The 17,281-nt window shown below is 69.2% G+C and carries 17 protein-coding genes and 1 pseudogene; 12 read left to right on the forward strand and 6 right to left on the reverse strand.

All coding sequences use genetic code 11. From position 1 onward, the window contains the following. Nucleotides 1–356 precede the first annotated feature (356 nt). A pseudogene (locus IE263_RS48270) lies at nt 357–1,014 on the forward strand (transposase family protein); the annotation flags it as partial. Here IE263_RS48270 and IE263_RS05495 read toward each other — a convergent pair. Further along, complete coding sequence (locus IE263_RS05495; protein ID WP_189932752.1) at nt 1,006–1,671, reverse strand: nicotinamide mononucleotide transporter family protein; 666 nt, start codon at nt 1,669–1,671, stop codon at nt 1,006–1,008. The pseudogene IE263_RS48270 and the gene IE263_RS05495 overlap by 9 nt on opposite strands. Further along, nucleotides 1,668–2,255 (reverse strand): hypothetical protein, encoded by a 588-nt coding sequence (locus IE263_RS49695; RefSeq protein ID WP_189932754.1) that lies wholly within the window; start codon nt 2,253–2,255, stop codon nt 1,668–1,670. Before IE263_RS49695 ends, IE263_RS05495 begins: the two co-directional genes overlap by 4 nt. Before the next feature lie 364 nt (nt 2,256–2,619). On the opposite strand from IE263_RS49695, the gene IE263_RS05505 reads away from it, so the two are divergent. The 4 genes from IE263_RS05505 to IE263_RS05520 are packed head-to-tail and all read left to right on the forward strand — an operon-like array spanning nt 2,620 to nt 5,814. Further along, on the forward strand, nt 2,620–3,471 hold the full coding sequence (locus IE263_RS05505; RefSeq protein ID WP_189932756.1) for a fumarylacetoacetate hydrolase family protein: 852 nt from the start codon (nt 2,620–2,622) through the stop codon (nt 3,469–3,471). Between the two features lie 27 nt (nt 3,472–3,498). After that, entirely contained in the window at nt 3,499–4,662 is a 1,164-nt protein-coding gene (locus IE263_RS05510) for an amidohydrolase family protein (RefSeq protein ID WP_189932758.1), read from the forward strand. A 25-nt stretch (nt 4,663–4,687) separates the two neighbouring features. Next, nucleotides 4,688–5,461 (forward strand): HpcH/HpaI aldolase family protein, encoded by a 774-nt coding sequence (locus IE263_RS05515; protein ID WP_189932760.1) that lies wholly within the window; start codon nt 4,688–4,690, stop codon nt 5,459–5,461. Then, complete coding sequence (locus IE263_RS05520) at nt 5,458–5,814, forward strand: cupin domain-containing protein (RefSeq protein WP_189932762.1); 357 nt, start codon at nt 5,458–5,460, stop codon at nt 5,812–5,814. The genes IE263_RS05515 and IE263_RS05520 overlap by 4 nt, the downstream gene beginning before the upstream one ends. A gap of 211 nt (nt 5,815–6,025) precedes the next feature. Here the strand turns inward: IE263_RS05520 and IE263_RS05525 are convergent, their stop codons facing one another. The 3 genes from IE263_RS05525 to fdxA form a co-directional block, all read right to left on the reverse strand. Further along, complete coding sequence (locus IE263_RS05525; protein ID WP_189932764.1) at nt 6,026–6,826, reverse strand: IclR family transcriptional regulator; 801 nt, start codon at nt 6,824–6,826, stop codon at nt 6,026–6,028. Between the two features lie 276 nt (nt 6,827–7,102). Continuing rightward, nucleotides 7,103–8,104 carry an NAD(P)/FAD-dependent oxidoreductase gene (locus IE263_RS05530; RefSeq protein ID WP_189932766.1) on the reverse strand — a complete coding sequence of 334 codons (1,002 nt, stop codon included), beginning with the start codon at nt 8,102–8,104 and terminating at the stop codon, nt 7,103–7,105. Continuing rightward, on the reverse strand, nt 8,101–8,415 hold the full coding sequence (gene fdxA, locus IE263_RS05535; protein ID WP_189932769.1) for a ferredoxin: 315 nt from the start codon (nt 8,413–8,415) through the stop codon (nt 8,101–8,103). Before fdxA ends, IE263_RS05530 begins: the two co-directional genes overlap by 4 nt. A 210-nt stretch (nt 8,416–8,625) precedes the next feature. On the opposite strand from fdxA, the gene IE263_RS05540 reads away from it, so the two are divergent. The 7 genes from IE263_RS05540 to rbsK all read left to right on the forward strand — a co-directional run bounded on the left by IE263_RS05540 (nt 8,626) and on the right by rbsK (nt 15,864). After that, nucleotides 8,626–9,978 carry an aromatic ring-hydroxylating oxygenase subunit alpha gene (locus IE263_RS05540; protein WP_189932771.1) on the forward strand — a complete coding sequence of 451 codons (1,353 nt, stop codon included), beginning with the start codon at nt 8,626–8,628 and terminating at the stop codon, nt 9,976–9,978. After that, nucleotides 9,975–10,499, forward strand: coding sequence for an aromatic-ring-hydroxylating dioxygenase subunit beta (locus IE263_RS05545; protein ID WP_189932773.1), 525 nt, complete (start codon nt 9,975–9,977; stop codon nt 10,497–10,499). Before IE263_RS05540 ends, IE263_RS05545 begins: the two co-directional genes overlap by 4 nt. A gap of 21 nt (nt 10,500–10,520) precedes the next feature. Continuing rightward, the gene (locus IE263_RS05550) at nt 10,521–11,732 is read left to right on the forward strand and encodes a Dabb family protein (protein WP_189932775.1); all 1,212 of its coding nucleotides are present in this window, start codon (nt 10,521–10,523) and stop codon (nt 11,730–11,732) included. A gap of 17 nt (nt 11,733–11,749) precedes the next feature. Continuing rightward, nucleotides 11,750–12,892, forward strand: coding sequence for a zinc-binding metallopeptidase family protein (locus IE263_RS05555; protein ID WP_189932778.1), 1,143 nt, complete (start codon nt 11,750–11,752; stop codon nt 12,890–12,892). A gap of 300 nt (nt 12,893–13,192) precedes the next feature. Then, nucleotides 13,193–13,963: a CoA transferase subunit A gene (locus IE263_RS05560; RefSeq protein WP_189932780.1), complete on the forward strand. Its 771-nt coding sequence runs from the start codon at nt 13,193–13,195 to the stop codon at nt 13,961–13,963. After that, a complete protein-coding gene (locus IE263_RS05565; RefSeq protein WP_189932783.1) occupies nt 13,963–14,607 on the forward strand; it encodes a CoA transferase subunit B in 645 nt (214 codons plus the stop codon). Before IE263_RS05560 ends, IE263_RS05565 begins: the two co-directional genes overlap by 1 nt. A gap of 339 nt (nt 14,608–14,946) precedes the next feature. Further along, nucleotides 14,947–15,864, forward strand: a complete 918-nt coding sequence (gene rbsK / locus IE263_RS05570; protein ID WP_189932786.1) for a ribokinase — start codon at nt 14,947–14,949, stop codon at nt 15,862–15,864. Between the two features lie 595 nt (nt 15,865–16,459). On the opposite strand, the gene IE263_RS49925 is transcribed toward rbsK, so the two are convergent. Beyond that, a complete protein-coding gene (locus tag IE263_RS49925; RefSeq protein ID WP_373311868.1) occupies nt 16,460–17,281 on the reverse strand; it encodes a GOLPH3/VPS74 family protein in 822 nt (273 codons plus the stop codon).

The raw sequence follows: 17,281 nt of genomic DNA on the forward strand, positions 1-17,281 counted from the left end.
CACTCCGGCGCACCGTCGGCCGCTGGCTCGGTGGTTTCACGGATGTAGCCGGGTGCGCAGGGTGCAGCGCCGCCGACGGCTCTCTGGGACGGTCGTTGTGTCGCCGGATGCGGCAGGAAGGTCGGACGGGAGGCCGACGGGGAAAAGGTGGATCTCATCAAGTCTTGCCTTCTGTTGAGGAATGCCCCGACGGTAGGACGCACTATCTCGCATGTCAATATGCCATCTCGCCTGCTCGCGCTGCTGTGGATGGGCTGGGGGCGTCAGGCAGTGTTCTCATCGGCGGTGTCGGCCCCGCAGACGGGCGTGGGACTTCGTGGCGGGGCGAGCCCGGCGTAGGAGGCGAGGTGGGCGGCGGTCTGTTCCTCGCCTGTGCCACCGGCCGCGGACGCACGCTGTTCGACCGGCGGCTGAATCTGCAAATCTCCTGCACGGACGACCGGGAGCGCTGCCGCCGGGCGGACATCGACGACACGGTCGGGTTCGAGGCGAAGGCTGCCGTGGACAGGCGAGGGCGCGCCGTGCCGGCGCTGACCACGCCATGGCCGCACCCGGAACGAGACCGTCGTCACCTGCTGGCTATCGACCACCTCGTGCACGAGCTGTTTCCCGCCTGTGCGACAGGAGTGGAAGCGGCAATCCCCGCGGGCAGGGGCTCACGGCCGTCGGCTCTATGACTGGACCCACGCCGAGGTCTGGCCCCGGAGCCGCGAAGACAGCCGGCACCGGCTTCTCTTCGCCGCCGCGTAAGCAGGCTTGAGGAGATCTCCTACAGCTTCGCCCACTGTCCGGCCGGGACCACGCTGGACGAACTGATACGCGTCGCGGGCAGCCGATGGGCTGCCAAGGAGTGCTCTCAGGGCCCACGCCTGCTTGACCGTCCTGCGAGCCCGAGAGTTGGACAGGGAGAAAGCAGAACCGGATCCTCGCAGCTCATCCACCTCAGCCTCGCCGAATCCAACGCTCGACCACCCGCCTCACCGATCTGCGCCCCATCGACGACATTTACTTTGACGCTCCCTCGGACGCATGCGCGCTGGGCAGTCCCAGAGCGGGCTGCGGCCCGTTGCGGGAGCGCAGCCACCAGTCGCGCATGCCCCACAGGACGAGCGCGCCGTAGATGACGTAGACGAAGCCGGAGAAGGCGTAGCCGTTGGCGAAGGTCAGGGGTACGCCGACCAGGTCGACGAGCAGCCAGGCGATCCAGAATTCGACCATGCCGCGCGCCTGGGCGTACATCGCGACGACCGTGCCGACGAAGATGTAGGCGTCCGGCCAGGGATCCCAGGACAGAGTCGGGTAAGCCATGAACAGCAGGGCCACCGCGACTGTGCCGACGGCCACGGCGCTGACCATCGCCGCGCGCTCGCGCCAGGTGGCGAACCGCGGGGTGATCTGGCCGTCCTCGGACCGGTCCTTGTCGCGGTGCCACCGCCACCAGCCGTACATGGCCACGGTCATGACGACGGCCTGCTTGCCGGCGCTGCCGGTCAGGTGGCCGAAGAAGGCTCCGAAGAGGATGAGACCGGACAGGAACTGCACCGGCCAGGTCCACACGGAGCGGCGCCAGCCGAGGGCGAGAGCGGCCAGGCCGAGGATGTTGCCGATCATGTCGGACCACAGGATGTGCTGGCCGAACAGGACGAACGCCTCGGAGTTGAGCCCGTTCACCGGACTGCCGGGCCGGTTTGATGCGAGGGGACTATGGGCCTGCCGTCCGGTGGTTCGTCGGACAGCAGGTGGCGCAAGGGATCCATGCGCCACAGCTTCACCTCTGCATGCCCGTATTGTCGAGACTTGCAGCTGATATGCCCCTGCGGGACAGGAAGGGCCCCGAAGTCGTCGCTGCGGTCGATGCGACGACGGCCCTTCACGCGTTGTGCGACGCACCCTCTCGGGCCGGTCCAGCCCTTCATCTCCTCGGCGATCAGCCGCACGTCCAGCCCGTCACGAGCGATCCACCCCGGCCTCGACCCGAGAGCCGCAGTGACCCTGCCGAGACTCATGAGCGCGCGGATCACCGCTATCGGTCGGCTGTTCAGGTCGACGATGCAAGGCATGGATCCCGCCTCGTACCCTCGGCCGGCCGGTCGTAGGCGATGACCGCACATACCGGCCTGCTTGGCGTTCCTCGCCCCGCTGGCGATGGCGTGCGCCTCGACGGGGGCCGGCAGGATCACGTCGACCCGCTCGTCGATCATCTGCTGCAGTTGTCGTGCCTGCTCGCCCGCGTCCGCCTCGCCGTTGGCGTACACGCCCCGGCCCTGGCCGCGGGTGAGGGACTCGGCACCTGCACTGCGGGCCGCCTGACTGAAAAGCCAAGACGGAGGCGACTCTCGGCATCGAGCCGAACTATGTGCGAGATGAGAGGCGGCATCTCGCAACGTGCTCCCCGGTATGCGCCCCGACTTTGGTGTAGCGCGTTCCGCCGGACCCTGAGATGCGTCGAGGTGCAGCAGCGGTTCGCGTGTGGTCGAGGCCGCTGAGTCGGCTCTCTGTCGCGTGTCTGACGGCCCGTCAATTCTTGCTCGGGTGTGGTGTCGGCCTATCCGTGCCCAGCGTTTCCGTATCGCTTGACACGATGCCATCTCGCATTGAAAGATGCTCGCCATGCGAGTCGTGACGACGGATGCTGGCCTGGGCCGGATCGAGGACGGGGCTGTCGCCCTGCTGAACACTGCTTTTCCGCACGTCGGCGCGGTCCTCGAGCAGGAGGGCTCGCTGCGGTGTCTGGCGTCCTGCGCGGTGCGCAGGCGCATCTCGATCGACGAGGCCGCGCTGGTGGCGCCGCTGGGCCGTCCCCGTGCGGTGTGGGGCGTCGGGCTCAACTACGTGTCGAAGGCGGCCCGCACCGGCCGGGGACTGCCCGAGCAGCCGATTCTGTACCTGGCCGCGTCGTCCGGCGTTTCGGTCCCCGGCGCGCAGGTGGTGATCCCGCAGGCCGTGACCGAGCCCGACTACGAGGGCGAGATCGCGGTCGTCGTCGGGCGTCGGCTGTACCAGGCGACCGAGGCGGAGGTCTGGCCCGCGGTCGCCGGCATCACCGCGGCCAACGACATGACGGCGCGTGATGTCATGCGCACCACGGGCACGCCCGCCCTCGCCAAGAGCTACCCGGGTTTCACCCCGCTCGGCCCGTCGATCTGTACCCCCGACGACCTTGAGGACTGCCACGGGATCGGCGTACGGACCTGGGTCAACGGCGAGCTGGTGCAGGACGACACGAGCGCCGGAATGATCTTCCCAGTCGCGGATCTGCTCAGCCGGTTGTCGTGGTTCGCCGTGCTCGAGCCCGGCGACGTCGTCCTCACCGGAACACCGGCCGGCACCGGCCAGGACCGAGCGTGCTTCCTCGCCGACGGCGACGAGGTGCGCATCGAGGTGGACGACGTGCTGCCCCTCGTCACCCGCATCGTGCGTCCCGCGGACGCCGCACAGCGCGACCACCGGCTGACCGAACCGGTCAGCTGACCGTTTCCCACCCTGGAGTACACATCGATGTCCAACTCCACCCAGTCGTCCTACGACCTCGTCCTGGCCGGCGGCACCGTCATCGACCCGGCGTCGGGCACCAACGCCCGGCTCGACGTGGCGGTCACCGGTGATCGCATCGCGGCAATCGGGGAGGGGCTGGCAGCGAGCGCGACCCGCACGATCGACGTCACCGGCTCCACTGTGCTGCCGGGCCTCGTCGAGGGCCACACCCACATCTTCCAGTACGTCTCCGCCGTCGGCGCCCCTGCCGAGGAGGCTCATCTGCGCCGCGGCGTGGTCGCCGCGGCGGATGCCGGAACGGCGGGCGCCTCGACGTTCGCGGCCTTCCGTAAGCTGGTGGTCGAGGCCAACCCGCTGCGCATCGTCAACTTCCTCAACGTCTCGGTGCTCGGCTTGATCGACTTCAGGTTCGGCGAACTGCTCAACCCGGACACCCTGGTCCCCGAGGACGCTCTCGCGACCGCCGAAGCGCACCCGGATATCGTGCGCGGCTTCAAGATCCGACTGTCCGAGGACGTCGTCGGCGAGAACTGGGAGTCGCTGCTGAAGAAGTCCGTGGCGCTGGCCGAGCAGGCCGGTCTCCCGCTCATGCTGCACATCGGCGAGACCTCGGAGCCCCTGCCCGTCGTCCTGGACTACCTGCGCCCCGGCGACATCGTCGCGCACTGCTACACCGGCAAGCCGCACGGCATCCTCGACGGCGACCACGTCCAGCCCGCCGTCAACGAGGCCCGTGAGCGCGGCGTCCTGTTCGACTCCGCCCACGGCAAGAGCAACCTCAGCTTCGAGGTGGCACGCCGGGCGATCGCCGACGGATTCCTGCCCGACGTTCTCAGCTCCGACACCAGCGCCCGTAACTGGCGCGGCCCGGTGTTCGACCTGCTCACCAGCATCTCCAAGCTGGTCGCGCTCGGCGCGCCGCTGGAGGAGTGCGTCCGGCGGGCCACCGTCGCGCCGGCCCGACTGCTGGGGCTCGACGCCGAGGGTTACGGGCGCCTGGAGGTCGGCGGGCGGGCCGACGTCACGGTCGTCGACTGGACCGACGAGGTCACCCTGCCCGACGCCGCGGGCAACACGATCGTCGCGCCGCGCCTGGAGCCGACCGTGGTGCTGCACGGCGGCGCCGAGGTCGAGATCGTGCCGTGGCGGGGGCTGAAGTCGGCCTGACGCGCCGCCTACCAGGGAGGATGCCATGACCGTCGGTGACGTCCATCTGCTGCGGCGCCGACTGCGCGCCGCCCTGACGACGGGGCGACCCGCCGTCGGTACGTTCGTCAAGCTGGCCTCGCCCGACGTGGTGGAACTAGCCGCTGCGGCCGGGTTCGCGTTCGTGGTCGTCGACCTCGAACACTCCACCCTCACCGAGCAGAACGCCGTCGACCTGGTCCGGCACGCCGACGCGTGCGGCCTGCCGGCCCTGGTCCGTGTGCCCGAGGTGGACGCCGCCGCCGTCAACCGGCTGCTGGAGGCCGGGGCGGCGGGGATCCAGCTGTCCATGCTCACCCGCGTAGCCCAGGCCGAGGCGCTCGTGGCGGCGACCCGGTTCGCTCCGGGCGGCCACCGGTCGGTGAGTCTGGCCAACAGGGCCGCCCGGTTCGGTGCGGCCCCGCTGACCGGGTTCCTTAGCCGTGAGCAGAACGACCCGCCGGTGCTTGTGGGCCAGATCGAGACGACGCATACCGATCCCCTGCCGGATCTGATTGCCTCTCTCGACGTGTGCTTCGTCGGCAGCACCGACCTCGCGGTCGACCTGGGTCTGCCGGCGGACCCGGCGGTGCTGCGCGCCGCGGTGGATCGGGTGAGGGACGCCGCCCGGTCCACGGCGGTGGCGTTCGGCGGTTGGGCGGCGGTCCGGGACGCCGCGGCGGACCTGGGCCTGGGCGATGCCGACTACCTGGTCGTCGGCTCGGACCTGCAGATGTTGGCGGCTGGCCTGCGGGCGGCCGCAGGAGAGGAAAACCAGTGAGCACACGCAACGCAGCGCTGTTCAACACGGTCGTCAACTGGGACGAGCTGCCGGTGACCCAGGTGCGGCCGGGGGTCCGCCGTCGCGTCTACGCGACGGACGAGGTGATGATCTGCCACCACGAACTCGAGGTCGGCATGACACTCAACCCCCACCGGCACGAGGACTTCGACCAGCTGGTCCACATCGCCGAGGGGCGGGCGAACTACTACGTGGACGGTGTCGCGCACGACATGCGTGCGGGATCGTTCCTGCTGGTGCCCCGCGGCAGTGAGCACTACGTGGAGCCGATCGAGGCGCCGTGCGTGAACATCGACTTCTTCGTTCCGCCGCGGGCCGATCTGCTGCCCTGACCGACAGACGGGCTTGCCGCTGCGGGGCGGGCCCGGCCGTACACGTCCGCCGCCCCCGGGGACACCGGGGGCGGCGGACCTGGTTGCGCTGTGGCGCAGAAGCCGCGACGCCCTCAACGACCTAGAGGTCACGACAGCAACGACGTACAGGTCACGACAATCGGCCCGCCGCCCTCAGGGCGGCGGGCCGATCCACTGTCGCGGAGAGGGCTCAGCCGGCGGGGGATGTGCCGTCCGAGTTGCCCAGCCGCTGCGACAACGCGCGGGCGGTCTCCAGCAGGGCCTGGGCCATCGGCGACGTGACGTCGTCGGGAACGGTGGCCGTCGTACCGACGATCGCGAGCGTCCCGCTGATCTTGTCGCCTTCGAAGATCGGAGCCGCGATGGTGCGGACCCCGTTGACGGCGGGGGAGTTGACCGACAGCCCGTGCTTCCGGATGGCTTCGAGCTCCTCCATGAGCTCGGGCGACTTGCGGACCGAGCGCGGCAGCGTCGGTGCCTGCTCCGGGCCCAGGAAGGCGAGGAAGACCCGTCCCTGCGCGGAGGTCGTGAGCTGCAGACGTGAGCCGACCCGGACGCTGATGCGCACCATGTGGTCGGTGTTGTCCACCGAACGCACGACGGTCGCCGACTCACCGTCCCAGACCGACAGGACGATCGTCTCGTCGATGCGGCGGACCAGCTCCTCCATGTACGGTTCCGCGGCGGCGACGATCGGGAGGCCGGCCCGGGCGGCTCCGGCGAGCGTGAGCACCTGAGGGCCGAGGGAGTACAGGGAGGTGCGCTCGTCGTACCGCAGCAGGTTCGCCGCCCGCAGTGCCTTCGTGTAGCGGTGGGCGGTCGCCTTGCTCGCCCCGAGACATGCGGTGATCTCGTTGAGACTCATGTGCGGCTTGCCGACGGTGAACGAGCCGAGGATCAGCGCCGCACGCTGCACCGTCTGGATGGTCGGCGCGGTCCTCTCGGGAGGACCGTCCTGCTCGCCGGCGCTTCCTTGCGCCTTCGTGGCCATGGATTTCTCGCTCCTGTCCATGCTCAGCCGAGGTGGTGAGACCACGGTGACAAGTCGTTCGATGAAACGCTGTATCGTACAGCGCAATGGTAGGGGGGCTTTCGATGGTGCGTGAAGAGTACTGGAACGCTCGTCCGCCGTCGTCGACGGTGGTCTGAGGGAGCGGGACGGGAAGCGTGTCCGCGCCCCGCCGGGCCCCGGCCGGGCGCGGGAGCCTTGCGCACCCGCGGCACGGCCGAGGGGCGCCCGTTCAGAGCGCCCCTCGGTGGAGAAGCCTCACGCATCGGAGGAGTGCCCCGGCGTGATCGAGCGTGCCGGGTCGAGCAGGGCGGCGATGTGGTTGACGGCCAGGGCTGCCTCACCGAAGCCGATGGAGATGAGGCTGACCTTGCCGTCGTAGTCGGAGATGTCTCCTGCCGCGAAGACGCGCTCCCGGTTGGTGCGCATCGTGCGGTCGACGAGGATGCGCCGGCGACGCAGCTCCAGTCCCCACTGCTCGATCGGGCCGAGATCTGCGATGAAGCCGAGCGCGGCCACGACACTCTGGGCGGGCAGGCTGACCCGGTCGCCGTCGGAGTTCGCGACCACGACCTCCGATATCGCTCCCTCGCCGGAGACCTTCTCGACCTCATAGGGGGTCAGGATCCGCACGGCGGAGGCGTGCACCTGCTCGACGCTGCGTTCGTGGGCCCGGAACTGCTTTCGCCGGTGCACCAGCGTCACCGACGAGGCGATCGGCTCCAGCGACAGCGCCCAGTCCAGCGCGGAGTCCCCACCGCCGACCACCACGACGTCCTGTCCGGCGAGCTCGTTCAGCCGCGGTACGAAATATCGCAGGCCCCGGTCCAGGTATTCGGATCCCACCGGAAGCTCGCGGGGGATGAAGTTGCCGATCCCGCCGCAGATGAGTACCGCGCCCGCGGTGACCCGCGCGCCGGCGTCGGTGGTGGCGACGATGCCCTCGCCCGTGTCGTCCAGCCGGGTGACCCCGTGCCCGAGCAGGTAGGTGGGGTTCCACCGCCAGGCCTGCTCGGTCAGGCGGTCCACCAGGTCCTGGCCCCGGACGGCGGGGAAGCCGGCCACGTCGTAGATGAGCTTCTCCGGGTACAGCGCGGCGATCTGGCCACCCACCGCGGGCAGGGCGTCGGCGACTGCCACGCTCATGCCGCGGAAGCCGGCGTAGTAAGCGCCGTACAGCCCCGTCGGGCCGGCGCCGACGATGAGCAGGTCGACGGACAGCTCGGAGCCGGTGCCCGTGGCGGTCGCGAGGCCGGTCACGCGCCCACCTCCGGGTGGTCGTTGCCGACCCGGCCGACCTTGCGAGCCCCGCCGGGCGACCCGAGCGGTTCGGTACCGAGAGTGAAGAACTCGGCGTTGATGCGCTCGAAGTGCTTGCTCTCCTCCGGCAGGTCCTCATGGTGGAAAATCGAGATCTGCGGGCAGACCGGTTCGCAGCGCCCGCACTCGACGCATTCGTCGGGCTGGATGTAGAGCATCCGGTCGCCCTCGTAGATGCAGTCGGCCGGGCACTCCTCCATGCATGACTTGTCCATGACGTCGACGCAGGCCTGAGTGATGACGTACGGCACGAGCTTGTTTGCCCTTCACACGGTCGCACAGAATGCGAGACGGTGTATCTCAATGTGGAACTGGATGATGACGGTGCCGGTGGCGGGGTGTCAACCATGAGGGGAATGCTTGACACCGTCGTGTGTGCTGGGTGACGCTAGCGCGACATACGAGATGGCGTCTCGCAAAGCACGTCACTCGTGTCGGGACTTGTGAGAGGCAAACTCCCCATGGGTAGCAACCCCCGGACCGTCCCAGCGCCGATGATCGTCGAGGACTGGGACCAGCTCACCTTCCGGGTCAACCGCGAGGCCTACCGAAGCGCGGAGATCTTCACCCGGGAACGCGGCTGGGTGTGGATGCACACCTGGCTCTACCTCGGGCATGAGACAGAGATCCCCAACCCCAACGACTTCAAGGTGCGCACCCTCGGCGGTCGACCGTTGATCTTCTGCCGGGACAGTGCCGGCGAGGTACACGCGTTCCTGAACTCCTGTCCGCACCGCGGCACGGTGCTGTGCCGCGAGAACGAGGGCTCCACCAGGCTGTTCCAGTGCTTCTACCACGCCTGGACGTTCCGCAACAACGGTGAGCTCGCCGCGATCCCCGATGTCGGCGCGTACGAGTCGGGCGACGACTTCGCGGCGTCGATGGGGCTGCGCAGCGTGCCGCGCCTGGAGATCCACGAGGGATTCGTCTTCGTCTCCTTCGACCCTGACGTTCCGCCGCTGCTCGAGCACCTCGGCGACGCCGCCGACTACATGACGATGATCGAGCAGCAGCACGAGGGCGGCATGACCACGCTGGCCGGCACGCAGCTCTACAGCGTGCGCGGCAACTGGAAACTCGCCGTCGAGAACGCCATGGACGGCTACCACTTCGCGCCGACGCACAACACGTTCGTGGGCTACCTGCGCGAGAGCGGCTTCGCCGTCACCGACGACAACCAGTACGCCTACAACCTCGGCAACGGCCACGGATTGCTGGTCCTGACCGGGCACGGCGGGCGGATCAGCATGGTCTGGGAACCGCGCTTCGGCGAGGACGAGCGGGTCCGCACCGAGCAGCACCGAGCCGAGATGACGCGGCGGCTGGGGGAGACGCGGGCACACTACGTGGCCGACGAGAGCCACATTCTCTTCGTGTTCCCGAACCTGCTGCTGTTCGACATCGAGGGCCTGTCGATCCGGCAGCTGGAGCCGGTCGCACCCGACCAGACCGACGTGCGTGCCTGGCAGCTGGTCCCGCGCAACGAGGACCCGGACACGCGCGCCCTGCGCATGAAGACCGTCGTCAGCTTCGTCGGCCCGGGCGGGCTCGCCACGCCGGACGACATCGAGGCGTACGAGGCGGTGCAGCGCGGCATCCAGGCCACGGCGAACAGCGCCGCGCCCGAGCTGGACTACAGCGACATGTCGCGCGGCATGGCCGACGAGGTCAAGGGTGCGCAGGGCAGGTCGATCGACGAAGGGGCGATGCGGGGCTTCTGGCGGCATTGGATCGAAGCCATCGGGCTCGATGACGGCCTCGAGATCAACGGCGAGCGCCCGGCGTCCTTCCTGGTGGGGAGGGACGTGCGATGACCACGATCACCAGCAGCCGATCCGTGCGGTGCGCCGGACGCACCGTCACCCGGCAGGACGTGGAGGACTTCCTCTACGCCGAGGCGGACATCCTCGATCACTGGGACTACGACAGCTGGCTGGGCCTCTTCGAGGAAGGCGCCCGCTACGAGATCCCGACCACCGACTACCGTCCCGGCTGGTCGCTGCACGAGACCGGATCGTTCGTCGACGACGACTGGGACCTGCTCCGCGCACGGGTCAAGCGGCTGAAGTCGCGCAAGGCGCACGCCGAGAACCCGCACTCACGCACGCACCGGCTGGTGTCGAACGTGCGGCTGTCCGAGCACTCGGAGGACTGCTTCCAGGTGGCGGCGTCCTTCGTGGTGCACCGCGCCCGCGACGGACGCTTCGACGCCTATGTCGGGTGGTACGACCACCTGCTGGTCCCTTCCGAGGACGGACTCCGTTTCCGGTTGCGGCGCTCCATCCTCGGCCACGAGTCGCTCGCCGCGGGCGCCCGGCTCAGCTTCATCCTCTAGCCGGCGACGGATGGTGACCCGATGATCCGACACACCCTTTCGTTCCGCTTCGCCGACGAGGTCGACCAGACCACGCGGGAGTCCGTGCTGTCCGAGCTGCGTGCCTTCCCGGACCGGTACCCGGCCATGCGCGGCTTCACCCTCGGCGAGAACATCAGCACCCGCGACCAGACCTTCACCCACACGATGGCCGTCGACTTCGACAGCCAGGACGACCTGCTCGCCTATCTCGGCAGCGAGTCCCACGAGAGCTTCGTGCGCACCCGCTGGCGGCCGGTCATCGCCCAGCAGGCCATCACCTCGTTCGAGTACGCCGAGCGTCCGTCGCTCACCGCAGGAAGGAAAGCGCCAGTGAGCACGCGCCCGCACGGCCCGTACGGCATGGAGTACGCCCGGATCGAAGTTCCGGACGTGCAGGCCACGATCGACTTCCTCGAATACCACGTCGGTCTGCAACTGGAGCAGCGGACGGACGAGTACGCCTACCTGCGCGCCGGCATCGAGCACCACGCGATCGAGCTGATCAACGCGCCCGAGCGCACCGACGGGTGGACGACCGCGGTCGGCTACAGCGTGGAGAGCGAGGAGGTCCTCGAGCAGCTGCGCAAGAGCGTGGCCGACGCCGGCCTGGAGATCCTGGAGCTGCAGGAGCGCCAGCAGGGGCTGTGCGACAACGGCTTCGCGGTGAAGGACCCCAACGGCATGATCGTCGAGCTTTTCACCGAGTTCCACGAGTACGCCGAGGCGCCGCACATCGAGATCCGGCCGCTCAAGCTGGTGCACCCGTTCGTCGCCACCGCGAAGTACGAGGAGACGGTGGACTTCTACCAGAACGTCCTGAAGTTCCTGCCCTCGGACTATGTCGTCGGCTCGACCACGTTCTTCCGCGGCGAGGACCGCTACCACCACAGCATCGCGATCCAGAACAACAAGGAGCACTTCGTCGCGCACCTGTGCTTCGCGATGAAGAGCCTCGACCACGTCATGCGGATGCGCGCCCGCGCGCTGTACAAGGGCGCGCCGATCGCCTCCGACATCGTCAACCACTCGGCGTCGACGTCGATCGCGTTCTACATGCACGACACGCGCTTCGGCCCGCGGTTCGAACTGTGCGACGCGCACCGGGTGTTCACGCCGGAGGAGCACGAGACGCACCGGCCCCGCAGGATGGTGGCCGACCCGCGCAACATCGACGTGTGGCGTCCGGCCTCCGACGACTGGGGACGTTTTTGAGGCAGCACCTGCTTGACGTGCTGCGCCTGCTCGAGGAGGCCCCCGCTCCACGCGGGGAGGAGCGGACGGCGGCCCACCGGTTGCGTGGCTGGTGCGCCGACCGGTGGCCGCACGTCGAATGGCAGGTACTGGAGCACGGCCCCGCGGGCGGCAGTCTGATCGCCGCTCACGGGGCCGGGCCCCTGCTGTACTCCCACCTCGACACATCGCTGGACGACGGCGGTGCGGCGAACCGGCTCGTCACCGGCAACGCCGCGCCGGTCGGTCCGCTCACCGTGGACGGCGACGTGGTGTCCGGCTTCGGCCTCGGGGTCGCCCGCGGGCCGGCGGCCGCCGCGCTGGTCGCCTTCGCCGAGGCCGGTGCCGGGCGGCTGCTGCTCGCCGGCTCCGGGACGCACCGCCGCTCCAGCCAGATCACCGGCCTGGAGGCCTACGCCGACGCGTACAAGCTGCCGCGGTCCGCGATCGTGGCCAAGTGCGGCCCGCCCACGCTGCTGTGGCACGAGCCGGGCGCGCTGTACCTGACCGTCCGGGTGACCGGCCGTTCCGGGGCGGCGATGATGGCGGAGTCCGCCACGCCGCCGGGGGGAGTCATCGTCCAGGCCGGCGTCGTCCTGGACGAGCTGGCCCGATGGCGCACGGACTACCTGGCCGCCGACCCGCGGGTGGGACAGACCGGCCGGGCGTGCGGCATCGGCGCGGTCAGCGGGGGATGGCCGGACAAGCCGGACCTGCTGCCGGCCCAGCTGCGGATCGATCTGTACGTCGTCGCCGGTGACCAGGTGGAGCCGGCAGCGCTGGCGGCCGAGCTGGCGGACCGGCTGCGGATGCGGTGCGCGGAGTCGGTGCTGCGGGAATGCGCGATCCATGTGGAAGCCGAGCCGGTCGCGTCAGCCGCGGCCACACCGGCCGACGCCCCGGTGGTGACGGCCGCCCGGGCGGCCTGGCGCGATGAGTTCGGCGCGCAGCCGCCGCCGATCACCGGCTGGACGGGATCCACCGACGGCGTCGTACTGCGCTCCCACGGCGTCGACACCGTGCGCCTCGGCCCGCAGGCAAAGCCGGCCGCCGACGATCCACGTCGCGATGAACTGTCGTTGGCGCGGCTGACGGCCTACGCGCGCATATACCGCCGGCTGCTGACCGAACTGCCGGAGTAGCCCAGGCAGTTCCGGACGGACCGGTCCGGCAGCCTGGTGACCGCCGCCCCGGGAAGGCGGCCGGGACCGGGCACACGGAGACGACACACAACCACGGGACGTTCTCGATCGGCGCGGCACGCCCCGACGACCCTCCGGGCCGAGTCCCCTGAGAGGCGACGCCGGGCGCGGCGGGCCGGATCAGGCGCTCCAGGCGGCCCGATGCCACGGGGTTGGACCGAACAGCCGTGAACCTGAGTTCTCATCAGCGAACAGCCTCAGCGAAGGGCCAGAGCGCCCCGAAGGGAAGTGGACGGGCAGATGGACAAGGTAGTGGCCTCCGCGGCGGAGGCGGTGGCGGACATCCCTGACGGGGCGTCCCTCGCGGTCGGCGGCTTCGGGCTCAGCGGAGTTCCGGGGGTCCTGATCCAGGCCCTTTACGACGTCGGCGTCACGGGACTCGACGTGGTCTCGAACAACTGCGGGGCGTTGGACGCCGGCCTCGCTGTGCTGCTCTCCGCAGGCCGGATATCCCGGGTCACCGGCAGCTACATCGGCGGCAACAAGGAGTTCGCCCGCCAGTACCTGGGCGGCGAGATCGAGCTGGAGCTGATTCCTCAGGGCACCCTCGCCGAGCGGCTGCGGGCCGGGGGCTGCGGCATACCGGCCTTCTACACCCCGGCCGGGGTCGGCACCCAGATCGCCGACGGCGGACTGCCCTGGCGCTACGACGGCCGGGGCGGCGTCGCTGTCGCCTCACCGGCCAAGGAGGTACGCGAGTTCGACGGCGTCGAACACGTCCTGGAACGCGGGATCACCACCGACTTCGCCCTGGTGCGCGCGGCGAAGGGCGACCGGCACGGCAACCTCGTGTTCAACAAGTCCTCCCGCAACTTCAACCCCCTCGCCGCCATGGCGGGCCGTGTCACGATCGCCGAGGTGGAGGAACTGGTCGAACCAGGTGGGATCGACCCCCACCAGGTCCACCTGCCGGGCATCTTCGTCCAGCGCGTGGTGGCCCTCAGCCCCGAGCAGACCGCCGACAAGAAGATCGAGAACCTCACGGTGACGCCCAGGGAGGTGTGGGCCTGATGGCCTGGACACGGCACGAGATGGCCGCCCGCGCGGCCCGCGAACTGCGCGACGGCGAGTACGTCAACCTCGGCATCGGACTGCCGACGCTGATCCCCAACCACTTGCCCGAAGACGTCCACGTCGTGCTGGAGTCGGAGAACGGCATCCTCGGCACCGGCCGCTTCCCCTATGAAGACGAGGTCGACCCGGACCTGATCAACGCGGGCAAGGAGACCGTCACCGTCCTGCCCGGCGCGGCGTTCTTCGACTCGGCCCTGTCGTTCGGCATGATCCGCGGAGGCCACATAGACGCGGCCGTGCTCGGCGCCATGCAGGTCTCCGAGCGGGGCGACCTCGCCAACTGGGCGATCCCGGGCAAGATGGTGACCGGTATCGGAGGAGCCATGGACCTCGTGCACGGTGCCCGCCGGGTGATCGTCACCATGACCCACACCGCCAAGGACGGCACTCCGAAGATCGTGGCGGAATGCGACCTGCCGCTCACCGGGCAAGGCTGCGTGGACCGGATCATCACCGATCTCGGCGTCCTCGACGTCACCGACGACGGCCTGGTCCTCGTCGAGACCGCCCCCGGCGTCACAGCCGAGGAGATCACCGTCAGGACGGCGGCGAAGGTGCTCATCGGCGAAGGCGCCCGCTGATGACCCTCCGTGGTGCGTAGCGAAACCATCCTTACCCCAGGTCGGCGAGAGCGGCGGCCCCATCCGACGATCTCATCGACCACGTGGTGAATTCCCTGCTGGATCGCGTCCAGATACTCGATCCGGCCCGTGTGGACGACGTGAACGTCGGCTGTGCGTCGGCGAGAGAACCGCACCATGGCGCCTCACCAGCACCAGCCAAGCCCGCGTGACGGGGATGTTCAGCCACCTCCGTTGCCGGCTTCCAGGCATTGGCTTCAACACCCGCGCTCGCCTCACGCAGTGCTCACGCACCGGGCAGCAGCCCACGAAGCACCGAGGATCATCAGGAGGCATGCAATGACCAGAATCGCCGTGCTCGGCAGCACAAACATGGATCTCGTCGCGTACGTCTCGAAGGCCCCGGGGCGCGGAGAGACCGTCACGGGACACGAGTTCCGCACGATCCCCGGCGGGAAAGGGGCCAATCAGGCCGTGGCGGCTGCCCGCGCCGGCGGCACGGTGTCGATGATCGGCGCCGTGGGCGTCGACGCCTTCGGCAGTCGGCTGCGGGCCGCGCTCGAGCAGTCGGGTGTGGACACCGGGGCTCTGCGCACCATCGAAGGCCCGTCCGGCACTGCGCACATCGTTGTCGACGACGAGGGCGGCAACGCGATCGTCGTCATCCCCGGCGCCAACGGCACTGTCACGACCCTGACCGATGACGACGAGGCCGTCATCGCTCGTGCTGACTTGCTGTTGCTCCAACTGGAAAGCCCCCTTGAGGGCGTCGTGTCCGCCGCTGACGTCGCGCGCCGGCACGGCGTACGTGTCGTCCTGACGCCCTCACCCGCCCAGGCCCTGCCCGCCGGACTGCTGGCCGCCACCGATCTCCTCGTACCGAACGAGCACGAGGCCGCCGCGCTCACCGGCATCACCGAGCCGTATGAGGCGGCCGAAGCCCTGCTGGAGCAGGTGCCGGAGGTGGTGATCACGCTGGGATCGGCGGGCAGTCTCTACGCCTCCCGGGACGCCGGGAAGATCATGGTGCCCGCCCAGCGCGTGACGGCCGTGGACTCGACCGGGGCGGGTGACACGTTCGTGGGCGCCCTTTCCGTGGCGCTGGGAGAAGGGCGGCCGATGCCGGAGGCGCTCGCATGGGCGTCGTCCGCAGCCGCGCTCTCCGTCCAGCGATCCGGAGCCTCGACCGCCATGCCGTACCGCATCGAAATCGATGAACTGGCCGAGCAGGAGAAACAGAGGAAGCACCTCTCATGAACACCCGCAGACCAGGCATCACCCTTCCCGGGCTCCGCGTCCTCGATCTCGCGATGCTCTGTGAGGTACCGCCGGCTACTGAGCGCCATGGCGCCAGTTCCGGACGCTGCTTCAGTAGATCGTCGGTCGTTACCGTCACGAGGGTCGGGGGCGTTCGTCTCGTCATCACGAGCACCCCTTGTGCGGCTGAGCGCTTCACATGACGGGATTCGGCCGTTGAAGCGCTCAGTCTGTCGAGTGAAGCAAGCAGGAGACGAACGAGCGCTCGCAGGATCGCGGTGCCCGCCCCAACCGCTGCCAGGTGCAGGAACTGCCGTGATCGCGAGATCTTCCGGCCGGCATCGTCGAGGGTGAGAGAGGTACGCAGACAGGAGGCGCCTGTCGCCTCTGGGCGACCACCCCGACGCGGGCGGCGGTCAAGGAACTGTCGTATCCCGCATACGGCCGCTGGGAACTGACGGAACCCGCGAGGAGCAGCAGGTCGGCGCGGGGTACTCCCCGGTGCCCGGGCCCAGCACCCGCGGTGAGCCACCTGCCTGGGGGTTGGGGCGACGTGGTGGGAAATCCCATCTGTCACGTATCCAGGGCGGCGCTGCTAGTTCCAAGAAGGGAACGCCAGCGGCCGCACGCAGTCGGCGACTGCAGTCAGGATCTGGGCGCAGGTCGGGTTCAGGGATCGCAGCGTTGCCTCGGACTCACTCCACCCTCGACCGCCCGACGTGGCCCCGCACGCACTCGCCAGCGCAGTCAGCGCTACGGAGCGATGAGAGGATTCGGTCGCATCGCCCAGGGACCGGACCGCGGCATCCCGCAGTTCCCCACGGAGCACGTTGTAGCGACGAGCCGACCCGGTCGGCAACGGCAACCGCCTCGGCGTGCGAACAAGGATACCCTCGGCGATCAAATCAGCCGACAGACGCCTGTGCGCGCTGACGCTCAGGGCCCTGACCCACTCGGATGCCCTGCGTCGTCTGCGAGACGACCGGATCCGTACGAGAACCTCGCGGAGCACGGGGTCACGCGGCTCTGCACCGTGGACGGCGACGATGTATCCGTCAACGGTATGGATGGAGCCGTCCAAAGCGAGTTCTGTCAGCATCGCGGCGCTCAGACCGAAGTCAAGGCCCGTGCGATAGCCGGGAACCCGACCTTGTCCGTCCAGGTAAACAGCCAGCATGAAGGCTCCGGGAAGGCCCAAGGTGGCATCAGTGTTCAACCCGTCCTCCCCAATACCGCACTTCAACTTCGGCTCCTGGGGCCTTCCAGATGGGAGGTTGCAGGTCTCGAAGAGTGTTCGCAGCACTATGGACGATCCGGAGCTCCTGGTCAATGCAAGACGCCGTCCCGACATGCGGAACACTTTGCGCCGGCCGAGGTGAAGGCGTGGCCGTGTGGCGTGCTCGAGGGAATCAGTCAT

The sequence above is a fragment of the Streptomyces aurantiogriseus genome (assembly GCF_014649375.1).
In the GTDB taxonomy this organism is placed as follows: domain Bacteria; phylum Actinomycetota; class Actinomycetes; order Streptomycetales; family Streptomycetaceae; genus Streptomyces; species Streptomyces aurantiogriseus.